Genomic DNA, 15410 nt, shown 5'->3' with positions numbered 1-15410 from the left:
CCGATGAACTCGATCAAAGACCTGTTGGCCAACAACCGGCGCTGGGCCGCCGAAACCACCGCCAAGGAACCGGACTTCTTCGAGAAGCTCGCGAGCCAGCAGTCGCCGAAGTACCTGTGGATCGGCTGCTCCGACTCGCGCGTGCCGGCCACCCAGATCGTCGACCTGCCGCCGGGCGAGATCTTCGTCCACCGCAACGTGGCCAACGTCGTGGTGCACACCGACCTCAACGCGCTCAGCACCATCCAGTTCGCGGTGGACGTGCTCAAGGTGAAGCACATCCTGGTGGTCGGCCACTACGGCTGCGGCGGCGTGGGCGCGGTGCTGAAGCAGTCGCGGCTGGGCCTGATCGACAACTGGCTGCGCCATATCGGCGACGTCGCGCTCAAGCACCCCGACAGGCTCGACCCGGCCGTGGCATTCGCGGTGCGCCACGCGCGCCTGTGCGAACTGAACGCGCTCGAGCAGGCGGTGAACGTGTGCCACACCACGGTGGTGCGCGAGGCCTGGGAACGCGGCCAGCCGCTGGCCGTGCACGCGTGGATCTACGGCCTGGACGACGGCCACATCACCGACCTCGGCCTGGACGTGCGCGGCCACGAGCAGCTGGCTGCCGCCTACGAAGGCGTGCTGGCCACGCTCGCCGAACGCTGGAACGCGCAGTGAGCGACGTCGTGCGCACCGACGCGGCGCCGGCACCGGTGGGCGCCTACCCGCACGCGCGGCGCGTGGGCAACCTGCTGTTCCTGTCCGGCGTGGGGCCGCGCCAGCCGGGCACGAACGCCATTCCCGGCAACGTGCACGATGCCGACGGCAAGCTCGTCGCCTACGACATCGAGGCGCAATGCCGGCAGGTGTTCGCCAACGTGCGCGCGGTGCTGGAAGCCAGCGGCGCACGCTGGGAGGACTTGGTCGACGTCACCGTCTTCCTCACCGACATGGCGCGCGACTTCGCCGCGTACAACCGCCTCTACGCCGAACATTTCGCCGGCGTGGACGCCTGCCGCACCACGCTGGGCATCACCGCGCTGCCCACGCCCATCGCCATCGAGCTGAAATGCGTAGCAGCGCCGGGCCTCGGCGATCGCCCCTGATCGCACAGTTCGAGCCGGTGGCCATCAAAAAAAAACCCGCCGGAAACCGGCGGGTTTTTCGTTTCGCCAAGAACCTTCCTGGCGATCAACCGGCCTTGGCCGGAGCAGCCGGAGTGGCCGCATTGGCCTTCTTCGCGGCCTTCTTGTGATGGCCGTGGTGCTTGCCCGACTTGTGCTTGGCGGCCTTGTGCCCGGTGGCGGCAGGGGCAGCTGCGTGCGGAGCGGCGGCGGGAGCCGCCTGCTGGGCCGGCGCCGGGGCAGCCGCCGGTTCGGCCTGTTGGGCGAACACGGAAGCGGACAGAGCCACGCCGGCGACGAGCAGGGAAGCAATCGCGAACTTGCGCATGATGGCGAACCTCGATGATTTTTTTGTGTATCGCGAACCCGGCCGGAACCCGGCGCCACGGGTGGCGCGACGTGGCCACGATAGCAGCCCCCCTGGCATACCGGGACTGAACGGAACGCGGGTTTCAGGGAGCGCGGCGGCGGCAGATATCCACGCTTCAGCTTGCGCGTTTCAGAGCCCGAAACGCGCCGGCGCGTAAGGCCGCGGATCGATCGCCGGTGCGCTGCCGCACAGTTGGCCGGCGACCAGTTCGCCGGTGGCAGCCGACATGCTCACGCCCAGCATGCCGTGCGCGGTGGCCAGGTGCAGGTTGGCCCAACGCGCGCTCGGGCCGATGATCGGCACCTCGTCCACGCTCATCGGCCGCCAGCCCCACCACTCTTCCAACCGCTGCGGCCCTTCCGGCTCGTGCAGGCCCTGCGCCGCGCCACGCCGCAAGGCATCGAGGCGCGCACGGTTGAGTCCCTCGGCGTAGCCGGAGAACTCCATCGTGCTGCCCAGCCGGTAGCCGTCGGCCCAGGTGGTGACGCAAACCTGCGCCTCGCGCAGCACCAGCGCATGGCGCGGCGCACGCGCCGGCCGCGTGTAGGTGATCGAATAACCCTTGCCCGGCTGCATCGGCAGGCGCAGACCCAATGCTCGCGCCAGCAGCGGCGACCAAGCGCCCAGCGCCAGCAGCACGCGATCGCCCGCGAAGGCACCGCGCGAGGTGCGTACCAGCGCGATGCGCTTGCCGTCGGTGTCGAAGCCCTCGATGCGCGCGCCGCATTCGATCGCGCCGCCCAGCTCGCGCACGCGCCGCGCGAGTTCGGCCACGTAGCGATCCGGCCGCAGCCGCGCATCGCCGGGATGGAACAGGCCGCCGGCCACGCCGGGTTTCAGCGCCGGCTCCATCGCCTCCACCGCGTCGCCGCGCAGGCGCTGCACCTCGACGCCGAGGCGATCCAGCACGGCGGCATGGTGGCGTTCGTCGGCCGCCAGCAGCTTCGCGCCGCGGTACACGTACAGCTCGCCTTCCTCGGCGAATTCGCAGTCCAGTCCCTCGTCGCGCACCAGCTCGCCCAGCCGCCGGCGCGAACGCTGCAGGATCGCCGAACGCGCCGTCGCGGCACGCTGGAAATCGGCCCAGTTGCAATGCCTCGCAAAACCCAGCAGCCAGCGCAGGCGCGGGCCATCGAAACGCGGATTGAGGTAGAGCGGCGCGTCGGCGCGCAGCATCGAGCGCAAGGCCATGCCAAGGGTGCCGGGCATCGCCAGCGGTGCGGCATGACTGGGCGTGATCGTGCCGCAGTTGCCGTGCGAGGCGCCGCAGCCTGGCGTGCCCTGCTCCAGCACGCGTACCTCCACGCCCTTGCGCAGCAGGTGCAAGGCGCAGGCGAGGCCGATCACGCCGCCGCCTAGTATCAGTACGTCCCCGCGAGTCGTATCCATCGGGCCATTGTAGCCGCCTGCTGCGTCGCGTCATGCGCGCGCCGCAGGCAACGTGCACGATGCGAGCCGCCTCTTCCCCAAAGGCATGACCATGTTGGCCCGACTCGCCGTTCGTGCAGGCTTCATCGCCGCGCTGCTGGCTTGCGCCAGTGCTGCCGCGCAGTCGTTCGACCCTTCCGCGCTGAAACTGCTGCGCGCCATGGAGCGTGCGCCGACCACGCTGGCGCGCTACCGGTACCTCGTCCGGAAGACGCCATCGCTGTCGCCCGGCGATCAGCTGCTGGCGATGCAGTTCATGGCCTTTTCGCAGAACGAACTCGGCCTCTACGACCAGGCCGTCTTCGATTTCCCGCTGAAGAACGACCTGCCGGACGACCTCAAGCTGCCGACGCCGGCGGAGTGGAAATCGACGGACGCCGTCGACGCCATCGCCGCGCTCGCGGCGCAGCGGCGCATCGTGATGGTCAACGAGGCGCACCACGACGCGCACACCCGGCAGCTCACGCTGGCGCTGCTGCCGCGGCTGCGTGCGCTGGGCTTCACCTACTTCGCCGCCGAGGCGCTGGGCGACAACGATCCCGACCTCGCCAAACGCGGCTATCCCGTGCGCAAGAGCGGCACGGAATACCTGCGCGACCCGATGTACGGCGACATCGTGCGCGAGGCGATCCGGCTGGGCTTCACCCTCGTGCCCTACGACAACGCGCTCACCGGCCAGGCGCGCGAAACCGCACAGGCCGAGACTTTGTACGAGAAGGTGTTCGCGAAGGATCCCAACGCACGCCTGTTCGTGCATGCCGGCTACGCGCACATCGACAAGGCGCCGGGCCGCCTGGGCGAATGGCATCCGATGGCGATGCAGCTGCAGAAGCTCACCGGGCTGGTGCCGCTTTCCATCGACCAGACCGACTTCCTCGAAACCGGCCTGGATGCCTCGGATACCTACCACCGGCTCGCGCGCGCGTTCCCGTCCGGCAAGCCAGAGATCCTGCTGAACCGCCAGACCGGCCAGCCATGGAGCGCACGACCGGCGGCCTACGACATCGACGTGATCCTGCCTGCCGGCCTCAGCCTCGAGGCCTTCGGCAAGTACAAGTACGGATACCAGCTCAGCTACGCGCAGGCCGGCCTGCCGCACGTCCTCGACTACAACGAAATGCAGCGGGCGGCCTGGCTCTCGCTGGACGACAAGCGGCGCGCCTATCCGATCGACACCACCCTGTGCAGGGGCTCCATCCCCTGCGTGGTCGATGCCTACTACCCCGGCGAACCGGACGACGCCATCGCCGCCGACCGCTACGCCTTCATGGGGCCCACCGAAACCAGCAAGCTCTATCTGCACCCCGGCTCGTACCGGCTGCGCGCCAGCGACAGCGACGGTCACACGCTGTCGCAAAGCGACATCGCAATAGCGCCGCCATGACCCTTGCGCCAAAAGGATTACAAGCGTAGTCTCAAATAAAACTACGCCCGTAATCCTTTGCAGGTGCAACCATGCCCGATCCCGTACCCGCGATCAGCGAAGCCGAAAGCCGCGTGATGGAAGCGCTGTGGCGCAAGGCGCCACAGGCTTCCGAAGACATCGTCGCCGCCGTGCAACGGGACAGCGACTGGCACGAGAAAACCATCCGTACCCTGCTCGGCCGCCTGCTCGGCAAGGGCGCGGTGAGCGCGGAGAGGAACGGCCGCCGCTACCTGTATTCGCCCACGCTGAGCCGCGAGCAATGGCAGTCGCAGGAAAGCCGCAGCCTGCTCGATCGCGTGTTCGGCGGCCGGCTCAGCCCGCTGCTGGCGCACTTCAGCGAACACGAGAAGCTGGGTGCGAAGGACGTCGCCGAGCTGCGCAAACTGCTGGACGCCATCGAGAAGAAGGGGCGCTGAAATGGACACACTGCTGCTGCGCGGCCTGACGCTCGCCACCGGGGCGCTTGCGTTCGTGCTGCTGGCGCGACGCCCCGCCCGGCGCGCCTTTGGCGCCGGCCCCGCCTTCGGCCTGTGGCTGCTGCCCATGCTGGCGCTCGCACTGCCTTACCTGCCCGGACTGCATGTGCCGTGGTTCACGTTGCCGGCCATCCGCATCCTGCCTGGCACGGCCGTTGCCGGCGCGGCCGTCCCGCAAGCTTCTGCCCGCCTGCCGTGGCTGCGCTGGCTGTGGCTGGCCGGTGCGCTCGCGATGGCGTTGCGGCTGATCGCGCATTACCTACGGTTGCACCGCCATGGCCGTCCGCTGCCTGCAGCGATGGCGGAGCGCATGCTGCATGAATTGGATGGCTTCGAGCCGCGCCGATTGCGCCTGCACCCGGCCGGCCCCGCTCTGCTGTGGGCGCCGCGCAGCCTGCTGTTGTTGCCGGCGGATTTCCTCGAACGCTTCGATGCCAACGAGCGCCGCCTGGTGCTGCGCCACGAGTTCGCCCACCTGCGCCGAGGCGACGCGCTGTGGAGCCTGGTCGCCGAACTGGCGTTCGCGCTGCTGTGGTTCCACCCGCTGGCGTGGCTGGCGCGGTCGCGCTTCCGGCTCGATCAGGAACTGGCCTGCGACGAGCGCGTGCTGCGCGATGCGCCACACGACGAAGCCGGCTATGCCCACACCTTGCTGCGCAGCGTCGGCCTGTCACCCATGCCGGCGCTGATTCCCAGGCTCGCCGAGCCTCAACTGAAGGAGCGACTCACCATGATCCAGCATCATCGTCCCGGCGCGCTGCGGCGTCGTGCGGGTGTCCTTGCGATTGCCGCATTGCTGGCTGGCGGCACGCTCGTGGCACAGGCGTCCACGGGAAACCAAGCAAATAAGCAGGCCGGCGAGAACCAGGCCTACAACACCAGTATCCGGCCGCGCTACCCGGCGGCAGCGATCAAGGGCAAGGAACAAGGCACGGTAGTGCTGGACATCCAGGTGCTTGCCGACGGCTCCACTGGAACGATCACCTACGATGCCAAGCAAAGCACCACCACCTCGGCCGACCTGATCGAGGCCGCCACCCACGCCGCCAGGCAGTGGCGTTTCAACCCGCAATTGAAGGACGGCAAGGCGATCGACGGCTATGCGCGCGTGCCCGTCACGTTCTCGCTGTCCGAAATATAGGCTTGGCCCCACGCTGAATCACACTGAGAAATCAAATACGAAACAGAAACTAGAAGATTGATTTGCATGTGAATTATTGAATTGATAACCTCGGCACACCCCGTGCCGAGGTTGTCGCGTGAACCTGCCTTCCGCCATCCGATCCGCCGCCTCGCCCGCGCGCATCGCACGGCTCGCGCTGCTGGCTCTCGCCATCGCCCTGCTCGCCGCCTGCGCCAGTGCGCCACGCCGCCACATCGCGCCATCCGCCCTGGCCAACGAACCGGCACGCGGCCCCGACGGCGAAATCGCCGCCGCCAACGACGTGCTGTTCCGCGCCATGGCACTGGTCGGCACGCCTTACCACTGGGGTGGCAACACCCCCGCCGGCGGCTTCGATTGCAGCGGCCTGGTCGACTACATCTACCGCAACGCCACCGGCCTGCAACTGCCGCGCACCTCCGGCGAGATGGCCGGCATGGACGCGCGCAAGGTCAAGCGCATGACCGGGCTGGTCAGCGGCGACCTGGTGTTCTTCGACATCGGCGGCCACATCAGCCACGTCGGCGTGTACGTGGGCAAGGGCCGCTTCGTGCATGCGCCGAACAGCGGCGGAACGGTGCGGCTGGACGACATCGACGGGCCGTACTGGCGCGAGCATTTTGCGTATGGGAGAAGGGTGCTGGACTAAGTCTCCCCTCTCCTCTCCCGCATGCGGGAGAGGGGTTGGGGGAGGGGGTGTCTTGATGCTGTCGTTCCGAAGATAGGAAGTCGGACAAGGATCAGAGCGAAAACCGTCTTTCGCGAGATTGGCCCCTCACCCCAACCCTCTCCCCGGCGGGGAGAGGGAGCCAACGAAAAACGGCGCCCTACGGGCGCCGTTTTGCTTTAACTCTTGATCCGCCGGTCAGTGCTCTGCACTGCCCGGCGGATGGGCGTGCCCGTGCTTCAGTTCTTCCTCGCTGGCATCGCGCACTTCCTGGATGCTCACGTCGAAGTCCAGGGTCTTGCCGGCCATCGGGTGGTTGAGGTCGACGTCGATGGTGCTCATGCCGACCTTGTGCACGGTCACCGCGCGCTGACCGCCTTCCTTCAGCGCCAGCACAGTGGTCATGCCGGGCTTGAGGTGCTTGGCGTGCTGGAAATACTTCTTCGGCACGCGCTGGATCTGGCCTTCCTGGCGCTCGCCGTAGCCGTCGGCCGGGGCGATGGTGGCCTTCACCTCGTCGCCGGCGGCATGGTCTTCCAGCGCCTTTTCCAGGCCCGTGATCAACTGGCCGTGGCCGAGCAGAACCCACAGCGGTTCGCCGTTGTCGTGCGAGCTTTCCACCTTTTCGCCGTCCACGTGCAACGTGTAATGCAGCGCGACGACTTTGTCCTTGCCAGCCTTCATTGCCTGTCTCTCGAATGGTGCAAAACGGCGATTCTATCAGGCCACCCCGTCAGGACGCGCGCCTGCCGAAGCCCACGCCGCGCGCCTCCGGCCCCAGCCACACCAGCAGGGCCAGCGCCACGGCCACCACCGCGATCCACAGCGACATGGCAAAAGCGAAATCGCCGCCGTGCCGGTGCGCGATCCAGGTCTGCGCCGTGGCGGTACCCGCGGCGAGCAGGTTGCCGAGTTGGTAGGCGAAACCCGGCAGGGTGCCGCGCACCGCATCCGGCGAGAGTTCGTTGAGGTGGGTGGGCACCACGCCCCACGCGCCCTGCACCATCACCTGGATCAGGAAGGCGCCGAGGCCCAGCAGCAACAAGGAACCGCCGTGCATCCACAGCGGAATCACCGGGATCGCCAGCAGCGCGGCCACGATCATCGCGCGGCGGCGCCCCACCTTTTCCGACCACGCGCCGAAGAACAGGCCACCCGCCAGCGCGCCGAGGTTGAGCAGCGCCACCAGCAGGAAGGCCGCGCCCGAACCGGTGGGCAGGTGCAGGTTCACTTCCTCGAAGGTGTGGTACATGTCCTGCGAACCGTGGCTGAAGGCGTTGAACGCGCACATCAGCACGATCATGTAGGCGAACAGCTTCCAGTGCCCGCGCATCGCATCGCCTACGCCGACCTTGCCGTGCGTCTGCCGCCCCGCCTGCCACACCGGGGACTCCGGCACCGTGCGCCGGATATACAGCACCAGCAGCGCCGGCAGCGCCCCCACCACGAACAGGCCGCGCCAGCCGATCGCGTCGACCAGCAGCCAGTTCACCAGCGCGGCGAGAAAGAAGCCGCAGGGATAGCCGCTCTGCAGCAACCCCGAGACCAGCCCGCGCGATTTCGGCGGAATCGACTCCATCGCCAGCGAGGCGCCGATGCCCCACTCGCCGCCCATCGCCACGCCGAACAGGAAGCGCAACGCCAGCAACATCGCCAGCGAGGTGGAGAACGCGGTGGCCAGCTCGAACACCGAGAACAGCACCACGTCCAGCATCAGGATCGGCCGCCGCCCGTAGCGGTCGGCCAGCCGGCCGAAGATCAGCGCGCCCAGCGGCCGCGCGGCCAGGGTGAGGAACAGGCCGTAGGTCACGGCCTGGTTGTCGGTGTGGAACTCCTTCGCCACGCCCACGATCACGAAGGTCAGCAGGAAGTAGTCGAATGCGTCCAGCGTCCAGCCGAGGAGGCTGGCCAGCACGGTGTGGCGCTGCTCGCGGTTCAGCTCGCGCAGGGACGACAGCAGCGACATGGCAGGCACTCCTCGGGGCGATGGCGCAGGCTAGGAGCGTGGGCGGTAGAAACGCAAGCGGCTGTGGCTTTGCCGTTTTGGGCATCTTTCGCGTCGTTTTTCGGCCCATAGAACCACTATGGGCCTTCAAAACACCACGAAACCTGCCTCAAAACGGCTTCGCCTCGCCTGCTTGGTTTCTACCGCCCACACTCCTAGCACGCAGCCGGGGCGCTTATCGGCTACACTGTGCGCACGGCCTCCCCGCCGTCAGCGGCCTTGCCGCCCCATCCCCCTCAGATCGCAACACGGTTCCGCTTGAACGCTCCGGGTTGCACAGGAGTCGTTCCAATGTCTTTCGAATCGCTGGGCCTCGCGCCCGCGTTGCTGCGTGCGCTCGCCGAACAGGGCTACGCCGAACCCACCCCGGTGCAGGCCGGTTCCATCCCGCTGGTGCTGGCCGGCCACGACCTGCTCGCCGCCGCGCAGACCGGCACCGGCAAGACCGCCGCGTTCGCGCTGCCGCTGCTGCACAAGCTCTCCAGCGCCGGCCCGACCATGACGCGCCGCCCGCGCGCGCTGGTGCTCACGCCCACCCGCGAACTGGCTGCGCAGATCCTCGACAACGTGCAGACCTACGGTAAGCACCTGCGCATCAGCGCCGCCACCATCTTCGGCGGCGTCGGCATGGGCCCGCAGATCAACGCGCTGCGCCGCGGCGTGGACATCGTGATCGCCACGCCGGGTCGCCTGATCGACCACATGCAGCAGCGCACGATCGACCTCTCCGGCGTCGAGACGCTGGTGCTGGACGAGGCCGACCGCATGCTCGACATGGGCTTCCTGCCCGCGCTGAAGCGCATCCTCGGCGCCGTGCCGAAGCAGCGCCAGACCCTGCTGTTCTCCGCCACCTTCGCGCCCGAGATCAAGGCGCTGGCGATGCAGTTCATGCGCGAGCCGCGCGAGGTCACGGTGACCCCGCCGAACACCGTGGCCGCCACGGTCAGCCACCACGTGCATCCGGTGGACGCCGAGCGCAAGCGCGACCTGCTGCTGCACGTGCTGGCGCAGGACAGCCGCCGCCAGACCCTGGTGTTCAGCCGCACCAAGCACGGCGCCGACAAGCTGGTGAAGTACCTGGAGCAGGCCGGCCTGCGCGCCGCGGCGATCCACGGCAACAAGAGCCAGAACGCGCGCACCAAGGCCCTGGGCGACTTCAAGAGCGGCCGCATCACCGTGCTGGTGGCCACCGACATCGCCGCGCGCGGCATCGACATCGACCAGTTGCCGATGGTGATCAACTTCGACCTGCCGATGGTCGCCGAGGACTACGTGCACCGCATCGGCCGCACCGGCCGCGCCGGCAGCACGGGCATGGCGGTGTCGCTGGTCAGCCACGACGAATCCGGCCTGCTGCGCGACATCCGCAAGCTGCTCAAGGACGAGATCGCCGTCGCCGACGTGGCCGGCTTCGAACCCTCCTCGCCGCTGCGTCTGGACGCCGGCGCGCCGCGCCCCAAGCAGGGCCAGCGCCAGCCGCGCGCACCGCAACGCCAGCAGGGCGCGAAGCCGCAAGGCGCGTCGCAGGCGCATCGCCCGCACGGCCATGCCCAGAAGCAGGGCAACGGCGAACACGCCGCGGGCAACCGCAAGCGTCGCCACCGGCCGCGTCCTGCCGCGAAGGCTTGATGATCCGGCTCAACCGTCCGGGCGAACCCGGGCGGTGAGCACGTGGTCTTCCCACACACCGGCGATCTGCAGGTAGCGTTTCGCATACCCCTCGCGCTCGAAACCCAGCCGCGCCAGCAGGCGCGCGCTACGTTCGTTGCGCGGCAGGTGATTCGCCATCACGCGATGCAGGCCCAGCTCGCCGAAGGCCCAGTCCAGGCCGGCTTGCAGGGCCTCGTGCATGATCCCCTGCCCTTGTGCGTGCGCCGCCGTGCCATAGCCGAGATGACAGGCCTGGAAGGCGCCGCGCACCACGTTGGCGAGGGTGAAGGTGGCGAGGATTTCCGCCTCGTCACGGTCGAACACCAGGAACGGATAACCGCGATCCAGCCGCGCATGCTCGCGGCCTTCGGCGATGGCCTGCACGCAGTGTTCCAGCGTGTAGAACGCCTCCTCGCGCAACGGTTCCCACGGCGCGAGATGCACGCGGTTCGCGGTGCGGTAGCACAGCAAGGCCGGCGCATCCGCCTCCCCGGCGAGGCGGATGCAGGTGCGCGCGGTGCGCAGTTGCGGCGCGAGGCCCACCTCAGCGTTCCTGGTCGGTGGGCCGCACCAGCACTTCGTTGATGTTGACGTGCGCGGGCCGGCTCACGCAGAAGGCGATCACCTCCGCGATGTCCTGGCTCTGCAGCTGGCGCATGCTTTCCGCCCAGGCGTTGAGCGCGTCCTTGGTCGCGGCGTGTCCGATGTGCTCGCGCAACTCGGTGGCCACCGCGCCCGGCTCGATCACGCTGACGCGGATGTTGTCCTTGTACACCTCGCGGCGCAGCGCCTCGGAGAACGCCACCACGCCGAACTTGGTGGCCGCGTAGCCGCCCGCGTTCGGGTTGGCGATGCGGCCGGCGGTGGAGGAGACGTTGACGATATGGCCCTCGCGCCGCGCGCGCATGCCGGCCAGCGCCGCCTGCGTGGCGGCGATCAGGCCCAGCACGTTGAGCTCCAGCATGTGCCGCCAGCGGCCGAGGTCGGCCTCGGCGACCGGCTCCAGGTACATCACGCCGGCGTTGTTGACGAGGATGTCCAGACGTCCGAAATGCCGTTCGGTCTCGCGCACGATGCGCTGCGCGTCGGCTTCGTCGGCCAGGTCGGCCACCAGCACCAGCGGCTCGGCGCCGAGTGCGGCCAGTTCCCTGGCCAGCGCATCCAGCCGCTCGCGGCGTCGCGCCGCAATCGCCACCCTGGCGCCCTGCCGCGCCAGTTCCAGCGCGGTCGCCTCGCCGATGCCGGAGGAAGCGCCGGTCACCAGCGCGATGCGGTCTTTCAGGCGGCTCTGCATGGTTCTCTCCTCAAGAAGTTTCCGTTCGCGCTGAGCGTAGCTTGCGGCAGCAAGCGCACGCGGGGAAGCGCCATGGATGGCGCTGGCATTGAGGAGCGAGGAAGTCGAAGCGCCCCGCAGCCACCCTTCGACTCCGCTTCGCTACGCTCAGGGTGAACGGTGCAGGCAAGGGCGCCAATGAGCGCGCGCAAGGACTGTTACAATGCCTGCCATTCTCCCGCATGCCGCCGCGCATGCCACCCCGAGGTTCCCCATGTCCGCCCCGTCTCCCGATTCCGCCCCGGCAACCGCCGGCTTCGGCGCGCTTGCGCTTTCGCCCGAGGTGCAGAAAGCGCTGGCCGACGTGGGCTACGAAGCGCCCTCGCCGATCCAGGCCGCCACCATCCCGCCGCTGCTGGAGGGTCGCGACGTGCTGGGCCAGGCACAGACCGGCACCGGCAAGACCGCCGCGTTCGCGCTGCCTATCCTGTCGCGCATCGACCTCAAGCCCGGCAAGCCGCAAGCCTTGGTGCTGGCGCCCACGCGCGAATTGGCCATCCAGGTGGCCGAAGCGTTCCAGCGCTATGCCGCCCATCTGCCCGGCCTGCAGGTGCTGCCGATCTACGGCGGGCAGAGCTACGGCCCGCAGCTGCACGCGCTGCGCCGCGGCGTGCAGGTGATCGTCGGCACGCCGGGCCGGGTGATCGACCATCTGGACAAGGGCACGCTGGATCTTTCCGAGCTGAAGTACCTGGTGCTCGATGAAGCCGACGAAATGCTGCGCATGGGCTTCATCGACGACGTGGAGAAGGTGCTGGAAGCCACCCCGCCCACCCGCCAGGTGGCGCTGTTCTCCGCCACCATGCCGGCGCCGATCCGGAAGATCGCGCAGAAGCACCTCAAAGAGCCGGTCGAAGTCACCATCAAGGCGGCCACCACCACCGCGGCGAACATCCGCCAGCGCTACTGGTTCGTCAGCGGCATGCACAAGCTGGACGCGATGACGCGCATCCTCGAGGCCGAACCGTTCGACGCGATGATCGTGTTCGCGCGCACCAAATCCGCCACCGAGGAACTGGCCGAGAAGCTGCAGGCGCGCGGCCTCGCCGCCGCCGCGATCAACGGCGACATCGCCCAGCCGCAACGCGAGCGGGTGATCCAGCAGTTGAAGGACGGCAAGCTCGACATCCTGGTCGCCACCGACGTGGCCGCGCGCGGCCTCGACGTGGAGCGCATCAGCCACGTGATGAACTACGACATCCCGTACGACACCGAAAGCTACGTGCACCGCATCGGCCGCACCGGACGCGCGGGACGCAGTGGCGAGGCGATCCTGTTCGTCACGCCGCGCGAGAAAGGCATGCTGCACGCGATCGAGCGCGCCACCCGGCAGAAGATCGAGGAGATGAAGCTGCCCACGGTGGAAGCGGTGAACGACCATCGCATCGCCAAGTTCAAGCAGCGCATCAGCGACACGCTGGCGGTGGGCGAACTCGACCTGTTCCGCCAGCTCATCGAACAGTACGAGCAGGAGCACGACGTGCCGGCCATCGAGATCGCCGCTGCCCTGGCGCGCATCGCGCAGGGCGACCGTCCGCTGCTGCTCACGCCCCCACCGAAGCGCGAATCCGCTCCGCGCGAGCACGAGGGCCGCGAGCGCCACGGCAAGCCCGAACGCGCTCCGCGCGAGCAAGCCGGCCGCGAGCGCGGCGAACGCGCACCCGCGCGCGATTTCGCCCACCATGCGCCGCGTCCGCATCACACCGAGGCCGGCAAGATCACCTACCGCATCGACGTGGGCCACGACCACGGCGTGAAGCCCGGCAACATCATCGGCGCCATCGCCAACGAGGCGGGGCTGGACAGCCAGTACATCGGTCGCCTCAACATCCGCGGCGACCACAGCCTGATCGACCTGCCCGAGGGCATGCCCAAGGAAATCTTCGCGCACCTGAAAAAGGTGTGGGTGGCGCGCCAGCAGCTGAACATCCGCGAGTGGGACGGCAAGGACGATGCCGGCGACGCGCAGGGCGCGCATCCCGCCCGCCGCCCCGGGGGCTTCCGCAAGAACGACGGCTTCAAGCCGGGCGCGCGCAAGCCGCGTGCGCACGACGGCAAGCCACCGCGCGGCAAGTAGAACCTTTCCGCGCGAGGCGCGGCCCACGGCTCGATTCCGCCACCGTCCGCCACGTACCATGGCCGGATGCCACGCAGCGGAAGCACGCCATGAACGCCTCGCCATCCGCCGACCAGCGCATGGCCGGCCTCACGCCCGACCAGGTCGCACGCCTGCAGTCCGCCGCGCGCGCGATCCGCGACGGCGCAGCGGATGCGGCCATGCGCCAACTGGACAGCGTGCTCGCCGAAGCGCCCGGCCATCCCGAAGCGCTGCGCCTGCAAGGCATCCTGCACAACCGCCTGCACCGTCCCGACGCGGCGGCGGCGGCGCTGCGGCAGGCCCTGATCGCGGCGCCGGAAGACGGCCTGATCTGGAACGACCTCGGCACGGCGCTGGCCGGCAACGGCCACATGGACGATGCCGTCGAAGCGTGGCGGCGAGCCTGCGTCCACGCGCCGGATTTCCCGATGGCCTGGTTCAACCTCGGACGCAACCTGCAGCAACTCGGCGCCAGTGCCGAAGCGCTGGCCGCACTCGACCGCGCCCGCGCACTGGCGAAAGACCTGTGGCCCGCGCACGTGCTGGCCGGCGACGCACTGGCCCACCTCGGCCGCTTCGAGGAGGCCGCATCCGCCTATCGCGCCGCGCTTGCCTCGCATCCGGCCTGCGGCGACGCATGGCGCGGCCTGTCCAACATCAAGACCGTGCCGCTGGCCGACGGCGACCTGGCCGCACTCGAACGCCAGCTCGCGCGCGCCGATCTCGCGGAACCGGATCGCATCGCGCTGGGCTTCGCGCTGGGCAAGGCGCGCGAGGATCGCGGCGACCATCCGCAGGCCTTCGCCACGCTGGCCACGGCGAACGCGCGCATGCGCGCGCTGGCGCCGTGGCGGCGCGAGGATTTCCGCCGCCAGGTCGAACAGGTGCTGGACTGCACGCGCGCCCTGCCCGCCATCTCGGACGCGGATTTCGGCCACCAGGCCATCTTCATCGTGGGCCTGCCGCGCTCGGGCTCCACGCTGTTCGAGCAGATCCTCGCCGCGCATCCGCAGGTGGAAGGCGCCAGCGAGCTGCCGGATCTGGAAGCGGTGCTCGACGACGAATCCGCGCGTCGCGGCCAGCCGTTTCCGCACTGGTGTGCGCAGGCCGGCGCCGACGACTGGCGCCGGCTGGGCCAGACCTATCTCGACCGCACCGCGCGCTGGCGCCGCCACGCGCCGCGCCACACCGACAAGATGCCCGGCAACTGGCTCTACGTCGGCGCGCTGCGCGCGATGCTGCCCGGCGCGCGGGTGATCGACGCGCGCCGCGATCCGCTCGAAGCCGGCTGGTCGTGCTTCAAGCAGCAGTTCTACCGCCTGCCGCATTTCGCCTGCGACCTCGCCGACATCGCGGCCTACACGCGCGACTGCATGGCGACGATGGACGCGTGGGGGGCGCTGGCGCCGCAGGCCATCCGCCTCCAGTCCTACGAAGCGCTGCTGGCCGCGCCGGAGGCCGAGATCCGCGCCCTGCTCGCGTTCTGCGGCCTGCCGTTCGACCAAGCCTGCCTGGAGTTCCACAGATCCACGCGCAGCGTGCGCACCGCCAGCGCGGCGCAGGTGCGCCAGCCGATCCGCCGCGACACGGCGCGGGCGGCACACTACGGCGCGCTGCTCGATCCGCTGCGGCTCGGCCTGGGCCTGCCGGCGTTCGCCTGACGCAACGCTGCGTTCCCCCTGC

Annotated in this window: 15 protein-coding genes; 9 read left to right on the top strand and 6 right to left on the bottom strand. The window is 69.2% G+C overall.

Annotated features, from left to right (window positions below):
• The first annotated feature begins 3 nt into the window (after window positions 1–3).
• Window positions 4–666 carry a carbonate dehydratase gene (gene can, locus ACZ5Z2_RS06630; RefSeq protein WP_464761163.1) on the top strand — a complete coding sequence of 221 codons (663 nt, stop codon included), beginning with the start codon at window positions 4–6 and terminating at the stop codon, window positions 664–666.
• Window positions 663–1094: a RidA family protein gene (locus ACZ5Z2_RS06625; protein WP_464761162.1), complete on the top strand. Its 432-nt coding sequence runs from the start codon at window positions 663–665 to the stop codon at window positions 1092–1094. Before can ends, ACZ5Z2_RS06625 begins: the two co-directional genes overlap by 4 nt.
• An 85-nt stretch (window positions 1095–1179) precedes the next feature.
• Here ACZ5Z2_RS06625 and ACZ5Z2_RS06620 read toward each other — a convergent pair whose 3' ends face one another.
• Window positions 1180–1440, bottom strand: a complete 261-nt coding sequence (locus ACZ5Z2_RS06620; RefSeq protein WP_464761161.1) for a hypothetical protein — start codon at window positions 1438–1440, stop codon at window positions 1180–1182.
• 171 nt (window positions 1441–1611) lie between these two features.
• Window positions 1612–2871: an NAD(P)/FAD-dependent oxidoreductase gene (locus ACZ5Z2_RS06615; protein WP_464761160.1), complete on the bottom strand. Its 1260-nt coding sequence runs from the start codon at window positions 2869–2871 to the stop codon at window positions 1612–1614.
• A gap of 91 nt (window positions 2872–2962) precedes the next feature.
• Between ACZ5Z2_RS06615 and ACZ5Z2_RS06610 the strand changes: the two genes are divergently transcribed.
• From ACZ5Z2_RS06610 to ACZ5Z2_RS06595, 4 genes are all read left to right on the top strand, one after another.
• A complete protein-coding gene (locus tag ACZ5Z2_RS06610; protein WP_464761159.1) occupies window positions 2963–4294 on the top strand; it encodes a hypothetical protein in 1332 nt (443 codons plus the stop codon).
• A gap of 71 nt (window positions 4295–4365) precedes the next feature.
• Window positions 4366–4752: a BlaI/MecI/CopY family transcriptional regulator gene (locus ACZ5Z2_RS06605; protein WP_464761158.1), complete on the top strand. Its 387-nt coding sequence runs from the start codon at window positions 4366–4368 to the stop codon at window positions 4750–4752.
• A gap of 1 nt (window position 4753) precedes the next feature.
• Window positions 4754–5953, top strand: a complete 1200-nt coding sequence (locus tag ACZ5Z2_RS06600; protein ID WP_464761157.1) for a M56 family metallopeptidase — start codon at window positions 4754–4756, stop codon at window positions 5951–5953.
• A 118-nt stretch (window positions 5954–6071) separates the two neighbouring features.
• Window positions 6072–6623: a C40 family peptidase gene (locus ACZ5Z2_RS06595; protein WP_464761156.1), complete on the top strand. Its 552-nt coding sequence runs from the start codon at window positions 6072–6074 to the stop codon at window positions 6621–6623.
• A 216-nt stretch (window positions 6624–6839) separates the two neighbouring features.
• Here the strand turns inward: ACZ5Z2_RS06595 and ACZ5Z2_RS06590 are convergent, their stop codons facing one another.
• Both ACZ5Z2_RS06590 and ACZ5Z2_RS06585 read right to left on the bottom strand, forming a co-directional pair.
• Window positions 6840–7325 carry an FKBP-type peptidyl-prolyl cis-trans isomerase gene (locus tag ACZ5Z2_RS06590; protein ID WP_464761155.1) on the bottom strand — a complete coding sequence of 162 codons (486 nt, stop codon included), beginning with the start codon at window positions 7323–7325 and terminating at the stop codon, window positions 6840–6842.
• A 49-nt stretch (window positions 7326–7374) separates the two neighbouring features.
• Window positions 7375–8607, bottom strand: a complete 1233-nt coding sequence (locus ACZ5Z2_RS06585; protein WP_464761154.1) for an MFS transporter — start codon at window positions 8605–8607, stop codon at window positions 7375–7377.
• Between the two features lie 330 nt (window positions 8608–8937).
• Here ACZ5Z2_RS06585 and ACZ5Z2_RS06580 point away from each other — a divergent pair, with 330 nt between their 5' ends.
• Window positions 8938–10275, top strand: coding sequence for a DEAD/DEAH box helicase (locus ACZ5Z2_RS06580; RefSeq protein WP_464761153.1), 1338 nt, complete (start codon window positions 8938–8940; stop codon window positions 10273–10275).
• Window positions 10276–10284: 9 nt separating this feature from the next.
• On the opposite strand, the gene ACZ5Z2_RS06575 is transcribed toward ACZ5Z2_RS06580, so the two are convergent.
• Together ACZ5Z2_RS06575 and ACZ5Z2_RS06570 are read right to left on the bottom strand one after the other, a co-directional pair.
• Complete coding sequence (locus tag ACZ5Z2_RS06575) at window positions 10285–10839, bottom strand: GNAT family N-acetyltransferase (protein ID WP_464761152.1); 555 nt, start codon at window positions 10837–10839, stop codon at window positions 10285–10287.
• A 1-nt stretch (window position 10840) separates the two neighbouring features.
• Window positions 10841–11590: an SDR family NAD(P)-dependent oxidoreductase gene (locus ACZ5Z2_RS06570; RefSeq protein WP_464761151.1), complete on the bottom strand. Its 750-nt coding sequence runs from the start codon at window positions 11588–11590 to the stop codon at window positions 10841–10843.
• A gap of 253 nt (window positions 11591–11843) precedes the next feature.
• Between ACZ5Z2_RS06570 and ACZ5Z2_RS06565 the strand changes: the two genes are divergently transcribed.
• Window positions 11844–13706 (top strand): DEAD/DEAH box helicase, encoded by a 1863-nt coding sequence (locus tag ACZ5Z2_RS06565; RefSeq protein WP_464761150.1) that lies wholly within the window; start codon window positions 11844–11846, stop codon window positions 13704–13706.
• A gap of 89 nt (window positions 13707–13795) precedes the next feature.
• Window positions 13796–15388, top strand: a complete 1593-nt coding sequence (locus tag ACZ5Z2_RS06560) for a sulfotransferase family protein (RefSeq protein ID WP_464761149.1) — start codon at window positions 13796–13798, stop codon at window positions 15386–15388.
• Window positions 15389–15410: the final 22 nt, after the last annotated feature.

This window comes from Rhodanobacter sp. G1 (assembly GCF_055397855.1).
Note: the sequence above shows the minus strand (reverse complement) of the source record. Positions and strands in the feature narration are given on the sequence as shown.